This is a genomic window from Falsiroseomonas bella (assembly GCF_003173615.1).
Lineage (GTDB): Bacteria > Pseudomonadota > Alphaproteobacteria > Acetobacterales > Acetobacteraceae > Falsiroseomonas > Falsiroseomonas bella.
This window is the reverse complement of record NZ_QGNA01000001.1, coordinates 1-17,192: the sequence shown is the minus strand read 5'-3', so window position 1 is coordinate 17,192 and position 17,192 is coordinate 1. Positions and strand designations below refer to the sequence as shown.

Annotated in this window: 16 protein-coding genes; 5 read left to right on the top strand and 11 right to left on the bottom strand. The window is 72.3% G+C overall.

Features of this window, described 5'->3' with window-relative positions:
* Positions 1-146: 146 nt before the first annotated feature.
* Complete coding sequence (locus DFH01_RS00085) at positions 147-1,418, bottom strand: NAD(P)/FAD-dependent oxidoreductase (RefSeq protein ID WP_109868381.1); 1,272 nt, start codon at positions 1,416-1,418, stop codon at positions 147-149.
* A 3-nt stretch (positions 1,419-1,421) separates the two neighbouring features.
* A complete protein-coding gene (locus DFH01_RS00080) occupies positions 1,422-1,721 on the bottom strand; it encodes a c-type cytochrome (RefSeq protein ID WP_109868380.1) in 300 nt (99 codons plus the stop codon).
* Between the two features lie 764 nt (positions 1,722-2,485).
* On the opposite strand from DFH01_RS00080, the gene DFH01_RS00075 reads away from it, so the two are divergent.
* The 3 genes from DFH01_RS00075 (at position 2,486) to DFH01_RS00065 (ending at position 4,848) form a co-directional block, all read left to right on the top strand.
* On the top strand, positions 2,486-3,073 hold the full coding sequence (locus tag DFH01_RS00075) for a PEP-CTERM sorting domain-containing protein (protein ID WP_233255900.1): 588 nt from the start codon (positions 2,486-2,488) through the stop codon (positions 3,071-3,073).
* A 114-nt stretch (positions 3,074-3,187) separates the two neighbouring features.
* Complete coding sequence (locus DFH01_RS00070; RefSeq protein WP_109868379.1) at positions 3,188-4,198, top strand: hydroxyacid dehydrogenase; 1,011 nt, start codon at positions 3,188-3,190, stop codon at positions 4,196-4,198.
* 47 nt (positions 4,199-4,245) lie between these two features.
* Positions 4,246-4,848, top strand: a complete 603-nt coding sequence (locus DFH01_RS00065) for a carbohydrate-binding protein (RefSeq protein ID WP_109868378.1) — start codon at positions 4,246-4,248, stop codon at positions 4,846-4,848.
* A gap of 34 nt (positions 4,849-4,882) precedes the next feature.
* On the opposite strand, the gene DFH01_RS00060 is transcribed toward DFH01_RS00065, so the two are convergent.
* From DFH01_RS00060 to DFH01_RS00035, 6 genes are all read right to left on the bottom strand, one after another.
* Complete coding sequence (locus DFH01_RS00060; RefSeq protein ID WP_109868377.1) at positions 4,883-5,821, bottom strand: MBL fold metallo-hydrolase; 939 nt, start codon at positions 5,819-5,821, stop codon at positions 4,883-4,885.
* 23 nt (positions 5,822-5,844) lie between these two features.
* Positions 5,845-7,980 carry an MBL fold metallo-hydrolase gene (locus tag DFH01_RS28585; RefSeq protein ID WP_233255899.1) on the bottom strand — a complete coding sequence of 712 codons (2,136 nt, stop codon included), beginning with the start codon at positions 7,978-7,980 and terminating at the stop codon, positions 5,845-5,847.
* Positions 7,938-9,206: a class I SAM-dependent RNA methyltransferase gene (locus DFH01_RS00050; RefSeq protein ID WP_109868376.1), complete on the bottom strand. Its 1,269-nt coding sequence runs from the start codon at positions 9,204-9,206 to the stop codon at positions 7,938-7,940. The genes DFH01_RS28585 and DFH01_RS00050 overlap by 43 nt, the downstream gene beginning before the upstream one ends.
* Positions 9,203-9,604, bottom strand: coding sequence for a DUF2721 domain-containing protein (locus tag DFH01_RS00045; RefSeq protein WP_109868375.1), 402 nt, complete (start codon positions 9,602-9,604; stop codon positions 9,203-9,205). The genes DFH01_RS00050 and DFH01_RS00045 overlap by 4 nt, the downstream gene beginning before the upstream one ends.
* Before the next feature lie 16 nt (positions 9,605-9,620).
* A complete protein-coding gene (locus DFH01_RS00040; protein WP_109868374.1) occupies positions 9,621-10,829 on the bottom strand; it encodes an acyl-CoA dehydrogenase in 1,209 nt (402 codons plus the stop codon).
* Positions 10,830-10,912: 83 nt separating this feature from the next.
* Positions 10,913-12,736 (bottom strand): DEAD/DEAH box helicase, encoded by a 1,824-nt coding sequence (locus tag DFH01_RS00035; RefSeq protein WP_233255898.1) that lies wholly within the window; start codon positions 12,734-12,736, stop codon positions 10,913-10,915.
* Between the two features lie 365 nt (positions 12,737-13,101).
* Between DFH01_RS00035 and DFH01_RS00030 the strand changes: the two genes are divergently transcribed.
* Positions 13,102-13,806 (top strand): alpha/beta fold hydrolase, encoded by a 705-nt coding sequence (locus DFH01_RS00030; protein WP_109868373.1) that lies wholly within the window; start codon positions 13,102-13,104, stop codon positions 13,804-13,806.
* Positions 13,807-13,843: 37 nt separating this feature from the next.
* Here the strand turns inward: DFH01_RS00030 and DFH01_RS00025 are convergent, their stop codons facing one another.
* From DFH01_RS00025 to map, 3 genes are all read right to left on the bottom strand, one after another.
* A complete protein-coding gene (locus tag DFH01_RS00025) occupies positions 13,844-14,707 on the bottom strand; it encodes a S1C family serine protease (RefSeq protein ID WP_233255897.1) in 864 nt (287 codons plus the stop codon).
* An 84-nt stretch (positions 14,708-14,791) separates the two neighbouring features.
* The gene (gene radC / locus DFH01_RS00020) at positions 14,792-15,541 is read right to left on the bottom strand and encodes a RadC family protein (protein WP_109868372.1); all 750 of its coding nucleotides are present in this window, start codon (positions 15,539-15,541) and stop codon (positions 14,792-14,794) included.
* A gap of 51 nt (positions 15,542-15,592) precedes the next feature.
* Positions 15,593-16,399 (bottom strand): type I methionyl aminopeptidase, encoded by an 807-nt coding sequence (map, locus tag DFH01_RS00015; RefSeq protein ID WP_109868371.1) that lies wholly within the window; start codon positions 16,397-16,399, stop codon positions 15,593-15,595.
* A 173-nt stretch (positions 16,400-16,572) separates the two neighbouring features.
* Between map and DFH01_RS00010 the strand changes: the two genes are divergently transcribed.
* Positions 16,573-17,070 (top strand): hypothetical protein, encoded by a 498-nt coding sequence (locus DFH01_RS00010; RefSeq protein WP_109868370.1) that lies wholly within the window; start codon positions 16,573-16,575, stop codon positions 17,068-17,070.
* Positions 17,071-17,192 lie beyond the last annotated feature (122 nt).

The window sequence follows — 17,192 nt, the reverse complement described above, 5'->3', positions numbered from 1 at the left end:
GAGGCCGCGACGGGTTCCCGCCAGCGTTGCTTCGCAACGCGTGCGGGGTCCCGGAATGCGGCCCGCGCCTCGTGGCGCGAAGCCAAGGCCCGGCGGGCCGCCGGCGTCTGAGGGGCTTGCCGCGTCAGCGGAAAGGCTCGCCCATGTCAGGCGTCGGAAAACATGTCCGCCGTGATGCTCTCGTACCAGGCATCCGCGTAGCCCGCCTCCAGCCGCCGCTGGTCGGGCAGGTCGCCGCGCGGCGAGGTGCCGCCGCCGTCGCGGTCCTCGATCACCGCGCTGCCATCGGCGTTGGGCCGGAAGATGCCGACGATGGAGATGCCGTAGTCGGGCGCGACATGCGAATAGCAGGTGTTGAAATACACGCCCTCCGGCGGCGGGGCGCCGCGCAGCGCGGCGAGTGCGCTCGCCACCGCCTGCTTCGCGCTGTTGTTCGCGATGAAGCCGGATTTCGGCATCGGGCCGGGCTGGTTCGCGTCGCCGATCACATGGATGCCGGGCGCGTTGCGCGCTTCGAAGCTGCGATAGTCCACGGGCACCCAGCCGCTGCGGTCGGCAAGCCCGCTGTCGAGCGCGATGGCCGCCGCCGATTGCGGCGGGATCACATTCGCCACGTCCACGCGATGCCGCGTGCCGAGCTCCGTTTCCAGCACGCGCGCGCGCGCATCCACCTGCACCACGCGCCCATCCACGTTGCCCGGCACCCATTCGATCATGCCGCCATACAGCGCGCGCCAGGCATCCTGGAACAGCGGCTGCTTGCTGAAGCGCTCCTTCGCGTCCAGCGCCAGGATCTTCGCGCGCGGCTTATGCCGCTTCAGCCAATGCGCGATCATGCTGATGCGCTCATAGGGGCCGGGCGGGCAGCGGAAGGGATTGGGCGGGATCGCCAGCCCCACCACGCCGCCATCCGGCATCGCCTGCAGCTGCCGCTGCAGCAGCCGCAGCTGCGCGCCGTCCGCCGCGATCCAGGCATGCGGCATGAGCTGCGCCGCCGCCTCGTCATAACCCTCGATCGCGTCCCAGCGCAGCGCGATGCCGGGCGAGAGGATCAGCCGGTCGTACTCCACGCTCTCCCCGCCGCCGAGCCGCACGCGCCGCGCGACCGGGTCGATGCCCACCGCGCGATCCTGCACCACGCGCACGCCGAGCTTCACGAGACCCGCATAGCCGAAGGTGATCGTGTCCATCTCCCGCAGGCCGCCGAGCACCAGGTTGCCGTAGGGGCAGGTGATGAAGCGCGGCTGCGGCTCGATCAGCGTGACCGCGACCTCGGGCGCCGTGAGCCTTGCGAAGCGCGCGGCGGAGGCGCCGCCGAAGCCGCCGCCCACCACCACCAGCCGCGCCTGGCCCTGCGCGCGCGCCAGCGCCGGCGCGGCGAGCAAGGCGAGCGCGGCGCGGCGCGTCAGGGCGCTCATGGCTCAGCGGCTCCCGGCGAAATGTTCGACCGCGGCGGCGACCTCCGCCTCGGTGTAGCCGCGCGCGATGCGGTCCATGATCGTCGCGGGGCGCGTGCCGTCGCGGAAGGCCTGCATTAGCGCGCGCAACTCCGCCCCGTCGCGCCCGGCAAGCGCCGGCACCGGCCCCATGCCCGCGCCATTCGGCCCGTGGCAGCCGAGGCAGCCCTGCGCCACCAGCGCGCCCGTCTCTGCCGCGGCAGGCAGCGGCGCGACAGCAAGCAGGCCGAACAGGAGGGTGGCGCGCGACGGGCGGTGGGTCATGGCGTTTCCTCTGCGGGCTCCACGAGTCTAGGCCAGGCGGCGCCGCCCCTGCCAGCGCGCATGGCGCGCGGCGCGGGGTTCCGCCTGTGGTGGTCGCAGTGGGCGGCGCGGCGGCGAAGTCGAACCCGATCCGCTGCCACGCGCCGCCGCCCAACGACGGCACGCCTGCGCTTCGCGGTCGCTGGCATGCGCCGCGGCGCCCATCGCCGATTGCCCGCGCATCCTGACAGGAGCGGCCATCGCGTCCCATATTCGCGAATAGACCTAATTTCTGGGCGATGCCGGCCTCGCGTCAGAGCCTGCCGCGTACCCAGGCACGCGGTAACGCCGCCGTGAGCCTGGCGTGGCCATGCCTGTGCTCGGCGCTGGCCCCGCTGGTTTCAACAACCTGGACGTGTATCGCAAGGGGTGTCGGTGTCGGTGGATTTTACAATCTGCCGGTTCGGCCGGAAGCATCACCCCTTCCACCTAGGCATGCCGAACGCGTAATATTTTATGGATCACTCTCGGAATATCAGCGCTTTGCAGTGTCCGCGCGGGCCTCGACCGCCGCAAGCGCGGCGGCGCGGCCGGCACGCGGGCACATGAATCCATTCTGAACCGGCAAGCAATTTCCGATCGGAGCCCGCTCTGTGTCGGGAAACTTGACAGGGCGCATGCGCGCGATGCGCGAAACGGGGATTAAGCGCCTCATTGGCTTACATTTTCATGACTGGCATGCGGCTTGCTGCACATTGTGCGTGAGTGTCACAAGGAGTGCGACAATGAAGAAATGGTTGATGGCCGCCGCGCTGCTGGGGGGGCTCGGCTTTGCCGGCCAGGGGCAGGCGGCGACCTTCTCGTCCTGCGTCGGCACCGGCTACGACATCTCGGGCAACGTCAGCGGTGCGACGGGATGCACCATCGGCAGCCAGCCGCAGGACTTCACGAACACCAATCCCATCACGGTGAATGAGCCGCCGGGCTTCTTCGGTCTCACGGACTGGGTCTACATCGACCGCGACGATCCGCCCGTAGGTGGTGACCAGTCCGGCACTTATGATTTCGGCGCCGCCTTCGGCAGCTACACGACCGTCATGCTCATCTTCAAGTCGGGCAACGACAACTCGGGTGCTACGCTAGTTGGCTATACGGTGAACACGCAGTCCGGCACGTGGCGCACGCCGTTCGTCGATCCCCCGTTCAACTTCCCGGGCAACTCAACCATCAAGGATGTGTCCCACATTAGCTACTATGGCAGCATGTCGGGCCCGGACCCGAACCCGCCCATCCCCGAGCCGATGTCGCTGGCCCTGTTCGGCCTCGGCCTCGCGGGCCTCGGCGTGGCTCGCCGGCGTCGCAAGGCGGCCTGATCCGCCTCGCCTGACACTGTCGCCTTCCGGGAAGGCCGGTCCGCAAGGGCCGGCCTTTTCGTTTGCGCAACCCACCCCGTTGACGGCCGCGCCGCGCCCCGCGAACTGTGCCCCATGTCCTTCCGAATCCTCGTCACCGCCCCCCAGCTCGAACCCGCCGGGCGCGCGCTGCTGGAAGAGGCCGGCTGCCGTCTCGACTTCGTCGCCCCGGCCGGCGCGCGGCCGGTGATGGAGGCGCTGCTCGCCGCCAACCCCTATGAGGGCGTGCTCTCCCGCTCCATCCCCATCTCGGGCGCGGCCATCGCCTCCTGCCCCAGCCTGCGCGTCATCTCCCGCGCCGCGGCCGGCTACGACGCCATCGACCTCCCCGCCGCCACCGCCCGCGGCATCCCCGTGCTGGCCGCGCCGGGCGCCAATGCGCAGTCGGTCGCGGAATACACCATCGGCCTGATCATCGCCGCCGCCCGCGACATCCCCCGCCTCGACCGCGCCACCCAGGCGGGCGGGTGGGAGCGCGGGACGCTCGGGATCGAGCTGCATGGCCGCACGCTGGGCCTGCTCGGCTACGGCCGCATCGCGCGGGGCGTCGCGCGCATCGCGCTCGCCATCGGCATGCGCGTCCTGGCCTGGAGCCCGCGCCTGCACCAGGCGGGCGACATCGCGCCGGTCGAGCGCGCCGCGTCGGTCGAGGACCTGCTGGACCGCGCCGACATCCTCTCCCTCCACGCGCCCCTGAACGCCGCCACGCGCAACATCATCGACGCCGTGGCGCTGGCGCGTCTCGGGAAGGAGGGGATCCTGGTGAACACCGCCCGCGGCGGCCTGGTGGAGGAAGCGGCGCTGGTCGCGGCACTGCGCGAAGGCCGGCTGCGCGCCGCGGCGCTGGATGTGCGCCCGACGGAACCCCCGCCGCCCGAACTGGCGCTGGGCGAGGTGCCGAACCTGATCCTGACGCCGCATATGGGCGCGGCGACCACGGTTGCGCGCGCGGCGACCGCCAGGGCCGCCGCGACGCATCTGCTCCACGCCCTCACCGGGCGGCCCCTGCCGCCCGGCGTCTGCGTCAATCCGGAAGTGCTGGTGCGGTCAGACCCATCGCGACAGGAGGCCGCGAGTCCGCGGTGACATCACGCTCCGTTCCGGGAGGCAACGCCATCGTGTAACCTGTCGGGATGTCGGAACGCCCGCCTCATAGCGGCTCTTTCTGGACGACGCTGCCAGGTATCCTCACTGGCCTTGCCGCCGTCATCGGCGCCTTGGCCACCGCCTGGGTGGCGTTCCGCCCAGCGGTCGATGCGCCGCCGAGGGACCATCCGGCCCGGCAGGCCGCGCCTGCCTCGCAGGCCGCGACGTCGGCCGCACGCCGCACGTTCCGTATTTCCGCGCTGGACTACAGCAATGGTCCGGACGTCTCCCCGGCCAGCAGGACCAGCGCGCCGCACGCCTTCGGCAACATCCTCATGAACCGCGACCCGCCCGACAACAGCCGGCCGAACTGGGCCGAGTGGCGTATCCAGGGCGGAACGGGCAGCGTCTGGTTGCTGCGTGTCGAATACGCCGCGGGCGAGCCGCGCCCTGTCCAGGTGCTTGTCAACGGACGAGTCGTGGTGCCGTCTGCCCTGAACGCCACGACAGGTTGCTGGGACTCACAATGCCAGCAGTGGCGGGACGTCGGCACGATCGCGCTGGAGCCGGGCGAGAACGTGCTGCGCCTGGACCGCCCGGAAGGGGTCTTCCCCCACATCCGGATGCTCGAGTTCGTGCCGGTGGAGTAGGCGGGCAGTTCGCACTGCCCGCCCCTCCGCCAGCTCAGGCGTTCGACGGCACCAGCCGGTATCCCGTGCCGGCGCGCTCCACGCGGCCGGTCGCGGGCATCGGGAAGTGGTAGCCGATGATCTGGATGCGGTCCGTGGCCAGCCGGTCGAGCAGGCCCTTGCGGGTCTCGACGGCCTGGGTCGGGTCCATGTCGAAGATCGGATACCACTGCGGGTTGGCCATGAAGAGCGCGGGCGCGTGCACCGCATCGCCGATCACCATGATCTGCTCCGCGCCGTCCGCGATCAGCAGCGAGGTATGGCCCGGCGAATGTCCCGGCGTCGGCACCGCCGTCACCCCGGGCGCCACCTGCGCGCCGGCTGCATAGGGCGTGACCTTGCCCTGGTAGGCGGCGAAGCGCTGGCGCACCATCGCGAAGCCGGGCCGGCGGCCCGGCGCCGCGCGGCTCTCCTCGCCCGCATCGGTCCAGAAGGCCCATTCGCGCTCCGGCACCATGATCCGGGCGTTGGGGAAGTTCGCCACGCCCTCGTTGGTGGCCAGGCCGCTGATGTGGTCGCCATGGAAATGCGTCTGCACGATCAGCACCACCTGCGCCGGGTCGAGCCCCGCCGCGCGCATCCGCTCCGGCGCCTTGCCGGATTCCGGGCCGGCGATGCCGCCGGTGCCGGCGTCGAACATCACCAGGCCCTGCGGCGTGCGCAGCACCGTCACGTTGTAGGGGTTCTGCAGCGCCGTGCCGGCGATGCCGCCGGCCTGCAGCGCGGCACCCACCTCGGCGGGCTGCGCATTCACCACGAAGCCCTGGGTGGCATCAGCGCGCACGTTGAAGCCGTCATGGATGACGAACACCTCCAGCGCGCCGACGCGGATGCGATGGACGCCTTCGGGCGTTCCCTGCGCGGCGCCGATGGCGGGCGCCAACGCAAGGCCCGCGCCGGCGGCCAGCGCGGCACGTCGTGTGATCTCGGTCATGTCTCGATGCTCTCCCTGGAGGTTCAGGCGCCGTCGATCCAGTCGGCGCGGACGTAGCGGAAGCCGTCGCCTTCGCGCGCGATGCGGCCGGCGATGGGGAAGGGGAAGTGGTAGCCGGTGACCCACAGGCGGTCGGTCGCGGCGCGGTCCAGCAGCCGGCGGCGATTCGCCTCGGCCGCCTGCGGGTCCATGTCGAAGATCGCGTGCCAGCCGGGGTTGCGCGCGAAGAGTTCCGGGCGGTTCGTGGTGTCGCCCAGCACCAGCATCCCGGCCTGGCCCGAGGTCACCTCGAACACGCTGTGCCCCGGCGTGTGGCCGGCGGCGAGGATGGCGCGCACGCCCGGCGCGAGTTCCGCCCCGTCGCCAAACTGGCGCAGCCGCGCGCGATAGGGGCCGAAGCGGCGCTCGACGGCCGTGGCGATGCCGCGCAGCCCCTCCGGCAGGCGGGAGATGCTGCCGGCATCCGTCCAGAAGCGCCATTCGGCCTCCGGCACCGCGATCTCGGCATTGGGGAACACCGCGGCGTTGTCGCGCGTGGTGAGGCCGGAGATGTGGTCCGGGTGGAAATGGCTGTGGACGACCAGCGTCACCTGCTCCGGCGTGAGGCCCGCCGCGCGCATGTTCGGAATGGCCCAGCCGCCGGTCGGCGCAAGCTGCCCGCCGGTGCCGGCATCGAACAGGATGGTCTGGCCCGCGACCTGGAGCATTGTGACCGAGTAGGGGATGCGCAGGGGATCGGTGCCGAGGAAGGCCGCGGCCGCGGCCTGCTCGGCCGCGCCGGGCGGGGCGTTGCGGATCAGCCCGGCCAGCGGGCGCTGGAAGAAGCCGTCGAACAGGGTGGTCACGGTGACCTCGCCCAGGCGGAAGCGGAAGAAGCCCGGCGTGGCCGGCGGCGGCACCGGCGCGGGCGCCTGCGCGGGAGCCGGGGTTGCGCGCATCAGCGCGGGCAGGCTGAGGGCAGCCGCCCCCAGCATCACGACGCGACGGTTCATTCCCGGCCCTCTCCTGCGCCCCATGGACGCCGCGTCATGTGGGGATGGCTGGCGGATTGCAAGAACTCGGTACGCGGACCCGCACGGATCGTGCCCGTCGCGCCAGGCCAGCAGGTGCCGCATTGCGCGGATCAGGGCGAGTTGGCCGTCCATCGGCACCGCCGCCGGCTCCACATGGCCGAAGCCCGGCACCGGCACCAGCACGGCGCGCCCGGGTGGCAGTGCGGCGGCCAGCGCGGCCGATTGCGTCCAGGGGATGATCGGGTCCTCGAGCCCGTGGATCGCCAGGGTGCAGGTGACGAGCCCGGCGCCGGCGGGATCCAGCGCGGCGAGCACGCTGCGTGCGGGCGCGGGCAGTGCCGCCAGCCGGTCCGGGATGCGCGCCGGGTCGCGCTCCGCGATCAGGGCCAGCGCGGCGCGGCCGGCCGGCGTCATGTCGCGCGCCAGGTCGTCGAGCGGCGCTGCCGGCGCGCGGAGCCGGCGCGCCCCCGCCTCCCGCAGCAGCCAGCGGTCCCCGGGATCGGGCATGGCCTCGGCGATCGCGAGCAGGAAGGCCGGGCCGGCGAAGGGATTCGGCGCGCCACGTCGCCAAGCGGTCTCGCCCGGCGCCCGATGCGCGCCGGTGGCGGCGAAGACGGCCAGCGCCGTCATGTCATGGAAGCCGCCGAGCGTGACGATGAGCGAGGCGGTGCCGTCCTGCCCCGCCAGCAGCGCCGGGGCGGCGGCGAAGGAGATGCCGGCCAGCGCCACGCGCCGCCCCGCCGCGCGCTCGACCTCGGCCGCGCGACGCATCGCCGCGATGTCCGCGGGATCGAGCGTCAGGCGCCGCGCGCCCGGCAGCTCCGGCACGCGCACCGCGAACCCGGCGCGCGCCAGGCTTTCGGCCACCGGCAGCAGGCGGGGATCGTCGCGCCCGGCCTCCGAGAAGCCGGGCGCCAGCACCACCGCGGCGCGCGGCGCGGCATCGCGCGGCAGCCAGAGATCGGCCTCGGGCAGGCGGGTGCGGAGGGGCGGCGGCGTGATGCGGCCGAGCTCGGTGCGGGCCGGTCCGTGCTCGATCGCCTCCAGCACGACGCCGGCCTCGCCGCCGATCAGCCGCGCGCAGCCGGGTAGCGCCGCGAGGGTCAGCGCGAGAAGGAAACGACCGATTCGAGATGCGCGGACCATCGGAACTGGTCCACAGGTGTGGCCGAGACGAGGCCGAAACCAGCCCCGCGCAGCACCGCTGCATCCCGCGCCAGCGCCACCGGGTTGCAGGAGACATAGACCAGGTGCCGCACCGCGCTGCGGGCGATCTGCGCCACCTGCTCCGCCGCGCCGGCATAGGGCGGGTCCAGCACCACCACGTCGTAGGCCTTGAGCTCCGCCGGCAGATAGGGCTGGCGCGCGAGGTCGCGCTTCACCGCCTCGACGCGGGCCACCGCCTTGCGCGCGGCGGCGTCCAGCGCGGCGACCGCCTCCGCGCTGCCCTCCGCCGCGGTGACGCGGCCGCGCTTGGCGAGCGGAAAGCTCAGCGTGCCGATGCCGGCATAGAGATCGAGCAGCTTCGGGCGCGCCGGCAGCTTCGTGGGCAGGCCGGCGAGCACCGCCGCGACGATCGCCGCCTCGCCCTCCCGGCTGGCCTGCAGGAAGGCGCCGGGCGGCGGCGCGACCTCGACGGCGCCGAGCATCAGCCGCACCGGCCCGGTCTGCGCCGCGGTTTCGTGCAGGTTCTCGCCTTGCGCCCAGGCGATGCGCGGGACGCCGAGCTGCTGCGCGGCGGCCGCCAGCAGCCGGCGCCCCGCCGCGTCCAGCGCCTTGTCGGTGCGCAGCAGGATGTCCGGCCCGCTGTCGAGCAGGTTCACCACCGCCGAGCCCTCGCGCGCCAATGCCGACAGGCGCCGCAGCACCACGCGCAGCGGCGCGAGCAGCGCGAAGAGGGCGGGCTCCAGGATGTGGCATTCGCGCAGGTCCAGCACCTCGGCGCTGCCGCGCGCATGGAAGCCGATGGCGACACTGCCGTCCTGCGCGCGGCGCAGCGCGAGGTCGGCGCGGCGGCGGCTGTCCGTCGGCGTTGCGACGGTCTCCGCCACGGGCGCCTCCGCGAAGCCGGCACGCGCCAGCGCCTCGATCAGCCTCTCGCGCTTCCAGCGCGCCTGCGCGGCGAGGTCCCAGTGCTGCAGCGCGCAGCCGCCGCAGCCTTCGAGGAAATGCGCGCAGGGCGGCGCGACACGCTCGGGGGAGGGCGCCTCGACGGTGTCGAGCACGGCCTGCCCGCGGCCGGCGGGGCGCGCTGTCACGCTCTCGCCGGGCAGGGCACGCGGGATGTGCAGCGGCCCGTCCGGCGTGTCCGCGACGCCGTCGCCCGCGCTGCCAAGGCGCGCGACGGCGAACCGCCGCGCCGCGGCGCTCATCGCCCGCCCGGCCCGTGGTCGCGGCCGGAGCGCATGACTTCCCAGAAGAACAGCGCCAGCGCCGTGGTCAGCGCCAGCATCGCGACCAGCATCAGCCCGACGATGTGCATGCCGGCGCCAATGCCGAAGACCGGCTCGACGAAGGCGACGATGACCAGCACGCAGATCGCGACGGCGCACAGCACGCAGGCCGCCATCGCGCCATGCGTCGCCGCGATCCGGCGGCGCACCATGCTGCGCTCCGCCTCATCGGTCACCTCGCGCTGGCGGTCCACCAGGCGTTGCAGCCGCGTGCTGAGCAGGTTCAGCACCGCCATGGCGCCGGTCAGGATGAAGGCCGGCGCGATGGCAAGCTGCAGCGTCCGCTCGATGGTCAGCGGATCGCCGCCGGTCAGCATGGAACGAGCCTGAGCCCTACCCGCCGAAGGCGTTGAGACCGGTCTGCGCGCGGCCGAGGATCAGCGCGTGCACGTCATGCGTGCCCTCGTAGGTGTTCACCGTCTCGAGGTTCATGACGTGGCGGATCACGTGGTACTCGTCCACGATGCCGTTGCCGCCGTGCATGTCGCGCGCGACGCGGGCGATATCCAGCGCCTTGCCGCAGTTGTTGCGCTTGACCAGGCTGATCATTTCCGGCGAGGCCTTGTGCTCGTCGAACAGCCGCCCGACGCGCAGCACGGCGTGCAGGCCGAGGGTGATCTCGGTCTGCATGTCGGCCAGCTTCTTCTGAATCAGCTGCGTCTGCGCCAGCGGCTTGCCGAACATCTTGCGGTTCATGGTGTAGTCGCGCGCGGCGTGCCAGCAGAACTCGGCGGCGCCCATCGCGCCCCAGGCGATGCCGTAGCGCGCGCGGTTCAGGCACTGGAACGGACCCGCGAGGCTCTTCACGCCCGGCAGGCGGTTCGCCTCCGGCACGAAGACCTCGTCCATCATGATCATGCCGGTGACGCTGGCACGCAGGCTGAACTTGCCCTCGATCTTCGGGAAGGTGAGGCCCTTCATGCCGCGCTCCAGGATGAAGCCGCGCAGCACGCCCTCATCGTCCTTCGCCCAGACCACCGCGACATCGGCGATCGGCGAGTTGGTGATCCAGGTCTTGGAGCCGGACAGCAGGTAGCCGCCATCCACCTTCTTCGCGCGGGTGCGCATCGAGGCGGGGTCGGAGCCCGCATCGGGCTCGGTCAGGCCGAAGCACCCGACCCATTCGCCGGTGCGCAGCTTGGGCAGGAACTTCTGGCGCTGCTCCTCCGACCCGAAGGCGTGGATCGGGAACATCACCAGGCTGGACTGCACGGAGAAGGCGGAACGGTAGCCGGAATCGACCCGCTCCACCTCGCGCGCCATCAGCCCGTAGGCGACATAGGAGACGCCGGCGCAGCCGTAGCCTTCCAGGGTCGCACCCAGGAAGCCCATCTCGCCGAACTCGTTCATGATCTCGCGATCGAAGTGCTCGTTGCGGTTCGCCATGAGCACGCGCGGCATCAGCTTTTCCTGGCAGAACTGCCGGGCGGCGTCGCGGATCATCCGCTCGTCCTCGGTCAGCGCCTCGTCGAGCAGCAGCGGGTCGTCCCACTTGAAGGGCGGCAGCGTCGACTTCTTCGCGACCGGGGCGACGACGTTCATGGCTTCCTCCTCACGGCGCGGCAGGGGCCGCGCAGGGCAATCTAGGTGCTCGGCGCGCCAGGGCAAACGCCGGGCGGCCTGGCTCAGGCCGCCTCGGCCTCGCCAGCGGCGTCGGACGCGGCGTCGCGCTTCGGGCGGGGAATCGCGATCAGCATGAAGGCGGGCACGCTGTCGCCGAAGCCCTGCACCGAGGGGCCGAGATCCTCGCGCCGGTCGCGGCGATAGTCGTCCCGCGGGCGGCGCTCGTCCCGCCGCGGCTCCGCCGAGCGGTCGCCATACCGCGGCTCTGCCGCGCGGTCGCTCCGCCGCGGCTCGGCGCCGCGCTCGTGGCGGCGCGCATCGTCACGCCGGGGCGCGTCGCGTCGCCCATCATCGCGCCGGGACTCGGGCCCGCGCTCCTCGCGCCGCGGCGCGGCGGCCTCGGCGGCGATGCGCTCGTCGCGGCCACGCTCCCTCGGTTCGCGGCGCGGCGCATCGCGGCGATCGTCCCGCCTCTCGTCGCGGCGCCCGCGATCCTCGCGGCCACGGCCGCCCCGATCACCCCCGCGATCGCCGCCGCGGCCCATCACCTTGCCGCCACGGCCGCGGCGCAGCTTCGCGCCCTCGGCGATCTCCTCCGCCGTCACGGGATCGAGACCGTCGATCTCCATGCGCGGGATCGGCGTGCCGGTCAGCTTCTCGATCGCGGCGAGGGACTTCGCATCCTCCGGGCAACTCAGCGTGAAGGCATGGCCCTCCCGCCCGGCGCGGCCGGTGCGGCCGATGCGGTGGACGTAGTCCTCCGCGTGGAAGGGCACGTCGAAGTTGAACACGTGGCTGAGGCCGCCGATGTCGAGCCCGCGCGCCGCCACGTCGCTGCACACCAGCAGCTTGATGTCGCCCGCCTTGAAGCGGTTCAGCGTGGCGAAGCGGGCCGACTGGTCCATGTCGCCATGCAGCTCGCCCACCGAGAAGCCGTGCTTCTTGAGCGACTTGTAGAGGATGTTCACGTCGATCTTGCGGTTGCAGAAGATCAGCGCGTTCTGCACCGCTTCCCGCCGCAGCATCCGGCGCAACGCCTCGCGCTTGTCGTGCTCGCGCACCCAGACCAGGCCGGTGACGATCGTCGTCGCCACCGTCGCGGGGCGGCTGACGCTGATCTCCTTCGGGTTCGACAGGAACTGGTCGGCCAGGCGCCGGATCTCGGGCGCCATCGTCGCCGAGAAGAACAGCGTCTGCCGCAGCTTCGGCAGGAAGGAGACGATCTTCTCGACATCCGGGATGAAGCCCATGTCGAGCATGCGGTCGGCCTCGTCGATGACGAGCACCTTGCAGTCCGCCAGCAGGATGCGCCCGCGGTCGAAAAGGTCGAGCAACCGGCCGGGCGTCGCGATCAGCACGTCCACGCCCTTCTCGAGCACGTCGCGCTGGTCGTTCATGCTCTCGCCGCCGATGAGCAGCGCGTGGTTCAGGTTCAGGTGCTTGCCGTATTTGACGAACTGCTCGGCGACCTGCAGCGCGAGTTCCCGCGTCGGCTCCAGGATCAGGCTGCGCGGCATGCGCGCCTTGGCGCGGCTGCCGGCCAGGATGTCTAGCATCGGCAGGGTGAAGCCGGCGGTCTTGCCGGTGCCGGTCTGCGCCACGCCCATCACGTCGCGGCCCATCAGGACGATGGGGATCGCCTGTTCCTGGATCGGCGTGGGGTAGAGATAGCCGGATTCGGCGACGGCCCGCAGGATCGGCTCGGACAGGCCGAGATCGGCGAAGGTGGTCTTCGCGGCCTCCTCGGCGAGCTGCTCGTCCTCCTCCGTCGGGCCTTCCTCGTCCTCGTCGGAGGACTCGTCGTCCTCATCCTCGTCGGAGGCGTCGTCGTCGTACTCGGAGCTCTCCTCCGCGTCCTCGTCGTGAGCCTCGTCGGCGGAGGCCATCTCCGGACCATCGCCGGGCGGCTGCGCCATGGCCATCGCAGGCGCCTCGTCCGGCGCCTCGGCAGGCGCCGCCTTCGCCGAATCGGCGCCGGGGGCGGCCGCGGCTGCGGGGGCTTCGGGGTTGTGTTCGGGCTCGGCCGCGCGCGGGGCGGTCGCGTCGCTCTGATCGTTCAAAGTCGGTTCTCTGTCGGCCTCGGGCCTGTCGCGCCGCCAGCCCGTGTCGGGCCTGCGCCGGCAGGATCGCCCCGCAGGCGCAACCTTCGGCGCAGCGGGGCCTGTGGGAACGCGCCGCATATGCGCCGAAGCGGCCGCAAAATCAAGCTTGGCGCCTTGCGGACCGGCCATGCGCGGCCGAGGTTCCCCCCATGACCGACGGAACGACCCTGCTCCTGCTCCCCGGCCTGCTCTGCGATGCGCGGCTCTGGCGCGACCAGGCGGCCGCGCTCGGCGCCGTGCTGCCCTGCCGCATCGCCGACCTCACGCATGACGACAGCATCGGGGGCATGGCCGGGCGCGCGCTCGCCGCCGTGCCGGGGGAGGGGCCGCTCGCCGTCTGCGGCCTGTCCATGGGCGGCTATGTCGCCTTCGAGATCTGGCGCCGCGCGCCGCATCGCGTGGCGCGGATCGCACTGTTCGACACCTCCGCCCGGCCGGACACGGAGGAGCAGACGCGCCGTCGCCGCGCCCTGCTCGCGCTGTCGGAGAGCGGGATGTTCCGCGGCGTCACGCCGCGCCTGCTGCCGCAGCTGCTGCACCCCGATCACCTGGCCGGCCCGCTCGCCGCCGAGGTGATGGCCATGGCCGAGCGCGTCGGCCGCCCGGCCTTCCACCGCCAGCAGCGCGCCATCATGCACCGTGCGGACAGCCGCCCCGACCTGCCGCGCATCGCGATCCCGGCGCTGGTGGCGGTGGGGGAGGGCGATACGCTCACCCCGCCGCACCTGGCCGAGGAGATGGCCGCCGGCATCCCCGGCGCGCGCCTGGCCCGCATTCCCGGCGCGGGCCACCTGCCGTCGATGGAGAAGCCGGAGGCGGTGACGGCGTTGCTGCGGGAGTGGCTCGACGCCTGAGGCCGGCCGCAAGCGCTGGCCGAGCGTTCCAGAAGAATCAGCCGAGGCAGCGGAGGAACAGCACGGAGGGATGGGCGATCTCGCCCACCTCTGCGGCGCTGCGCTGCGCGCCGTCATCCAGGCGCGGCTCCACGCGGTTGCGGCGCAGGAAGTCCAGCGCCTCCGTCCCCTTCACCGCGAAATTCACGTTCTGCGGAATGTCGCCGGTCTGCTGCGCGATGCGCTGCGCATTCAGCTTGGAGACGATCACGCCCACCACCTGCCCGCTCATGTCGAGCAGCGGCCCGCCGGAATTGCCCGGCTGCACCGGCGCGCTGATCTGGTACTGGGTCTGGTTGTCGCGCAGCCCCGCCAGCGCCGAGATCTCGCCGGTAGTCAGCGTCGGCCCGGAGGAGAGCAGCCCGGCCAGCGGGAAGCCGTAGGTCACGACGTTCTCGCCGCGGCGGATGTTCGGGTTGCGCCGGAAGGTCAGCGGCGGCCCGGCTTCGCTCGGCACCTCCAGCAGCGCCAGGTCGCGCTGCCGGTCGGAGGCCAGCACGCGGGCCGGCATCTCGTTGCCCGCGGAGGTGCGCAGCCGCACGGCGCGGCATCCCTCGATGACATGGTAGTTGGTCAGCGCGCGCCCGGTGGCGACGACGAAGCCGGTGCCGGTGGACAGCGTGCGGCCCGTGCCGCCGGGCGGCGCCGCGGGCGGCGCGCCGGGCTTGCCGGCCACGGCGGGTGCCGGCGCGCCGGCAAGCGGCGGCGGCTTGGCGGTGGGCAGCGGCGGGAAGGCGGCTGGCGCCGGCTGGAATTGCGGCGCGTTGGAGGGCGGCGGCTTTCCCGGCACGCCCTGCGCCAGCACCGCGCCGGAGGCGGCGAGGCCGATCAACAGCGCGGGAAGCAGGACGGAACGTCGCATCGGGCGGGAACCATGCCGGGGGCGGAGCATCAGGGTCAATCGTGGCGGATGTTCGTTACTGTCAGCCTTCCTGCGGCCGCAGGGCTACAGCAGCCCCTCCCGCCTGAAGGACAGATGCCGCCCGTTGCCGATGATCAGGTGGTCGTGCAGCACGATCCCGAGCGCGGCGGCGGCCGCCTTCACCTCCGCCGTCATCTCGACATCGGCGCGGGACGGCGTGGGGTCGCCGCTCGGGTGGTTGTGCACCAGGATCAGCGCGGTGGCGCCGAGCTCCAGCGCGCGCTTCACCACCTCCCGCGGATAGACCGGCGTGTGATTCACCGTGCCCCGCGCCTGCGCCTCGTCGGCGATCATGCGGTTGCGCGTGTCGAGGAAAATCACCCGGAACTGCTCGATCGGCTCGCGCGCCAGCGCGGCCGTCAGGTAGGCGAGCAGCCGGTCCCAGTTGTTCAGCACCGGCTGTTCCTTCGCCTCGGCGCGCAGCATGTGCAGCGCGGCGGCGTTGGCCGCCTTGATGGTGGCCGCGGCGCCGGGGCCGACGCGCTCCACCTCCTGCAGTTCCTCCGGCCGCGCGGCCAGCACGCGGGCCAGGCTGCCGAAGCGCGCGATCAGCGCCTTGGCGACGGGCTTGGTGTCCTGCCGCGGGTAGTTGGCGAAGAGCAGGACTTCCAGGATCTCGTATTCCGCCAGCGCCTCCGCGCCGCGCCCCAGCAGCTTCTCCCGGATGCGCTCGCGATGGCCGAGATGGCCCGGCACCGCCTCGCTGCCCGGCAGCGGGGCGAGGTCCAGGAGGCCGGGGCCTGCCTCGGCAAAGTGCCTGGGTCTGCGCGCCATGAACAGCCAGCCTGCACGGCGGCGGCGCGATGTTCAACCAGGGCGTGAGTGTCAGGCGTGATACGGCGGGCGGTGCAGGCCGGCGGGGGAGATGGTGAAGATCTCCACGCCGTCCTCGGTCACGCCGACCATGTGCTCGAACTGCGCGGAGAGTGAGCGGTCGCGCGTCACCGCCGTCCAGCCATCGTCCAAAATCTTCACCTCGGGCCGGCCGGCATTCACCATCGGCTCCACGGTGAAGAACATCCCCGGCTTGAGCTGCGGGCCTTCGCCCGGGCGGCCGAAATGCAGCACGTTCGGCGGCTCGTGGAAGCGGCGGCCGATGCCGTGTCCGCAGAAGTCGCGCACCACGGAGAAGCGGTGCTTCTCCACGAAGGACTGGATCGCGTGGCCGATGTCGCCGAGCGTGGCACCCGGGCGGATCGCCGCGATGCCGCGCATCATCGCCTCATAGGTCACGTCCATCAGCAGCCGCGCCTTGGTGGAGGGCTGGCCCGCCACGTACATGCGGCTGGTGTCGCCGTGCCAGCCATCGAGGATGACGGTGACGTCGATGTTGACGATGTCGCCTTCCAGCAGCACGCGCTCGCCCGGGATGCCGTGGCAGACCACGTGGTTGATCGAGGTGCAGGACGACTTGGTGTAGCCGCGATAGCCGAGCGTCGCCGGCGTCGCGTGATGCGCCACGATATAGTCGTGCAGGATGCGGTCGAGCTGCTCCGTCGTCACGCCGGGCTTCACATGCGGCGTGATCATGTCGAGCGTCTCGGCGGCCAGTTGCCCGGCGCGGCGCATGCCCGCGAAGTCCTCGGGGCGATGGAGGGTGATGCGGCGGGATTCGCCGCCCTGCTGTTCCATTCTGTTTCGGAATTCCGGGCGCGGTCTCGGTGGGCCGCAAGATGCGCGTCGGACCCCGCCATTGCAAGGCGAGAGGCTGCGGGGCGGCCATGCGCACGAGCCGGCGCCGATTGTCTCAATATTAAGATGGACCATGCGAACAGGCGAGCCTCGGTTCGGAGGCCCCGCTCGTCATGCTGTCCTGTGTTCCGCGCTTCCTTGTCCGCCAGGTGCGTCGCGCCGCGCCGGCCAAGGCGCCGGCTGCCGGGGCCGGAGTGGGCGGGACGGTCGGCGCAGTGCGGGCGGTGCGGCGCGTCTCCCGCCCGCTGCGGGTCTGCCGCGATGCGGGGGCGCTGAGCCTCGCTGCAGCGGGCCCCACCGCCACCCCGGCCCAGGCGCCACCACCGGCCGAGCCCGCGCCCGGCGGGGCGGGCCAGCCCGGCGGCGTGGCGACGGCAGATCCCCGTTTCGCGCTGCTGCCCGGGGAGTTGCTGTTCGGCGCCAACCCGCCTTTCGCGCCGACCCCTGGCGGCGGTCCGGAAGGCGAGATCGGCCCGCCGGTCCGGGTGCCCGAAATCCCGCCGCCCGTCCCGGCCGAGGTGCCGGAACCCGCCGCGCTGCTCTGGCTGCCGATGGCGCTTGCGCTCGTCGTGCTGGTCCGCCGGTTGCGCCGCGCCGATCGGGTCAGCTAGGTCCTGGACTCAAACCTGGTCCATAGCCTGATGGCGGCGATGGCGACGGCGCTGAGGTAATTTCGAGCGAGCTTGTCGAAGCGCGTGGCGATGCGGCGGAAGTGCTTCAGCCGGTTGAAGCA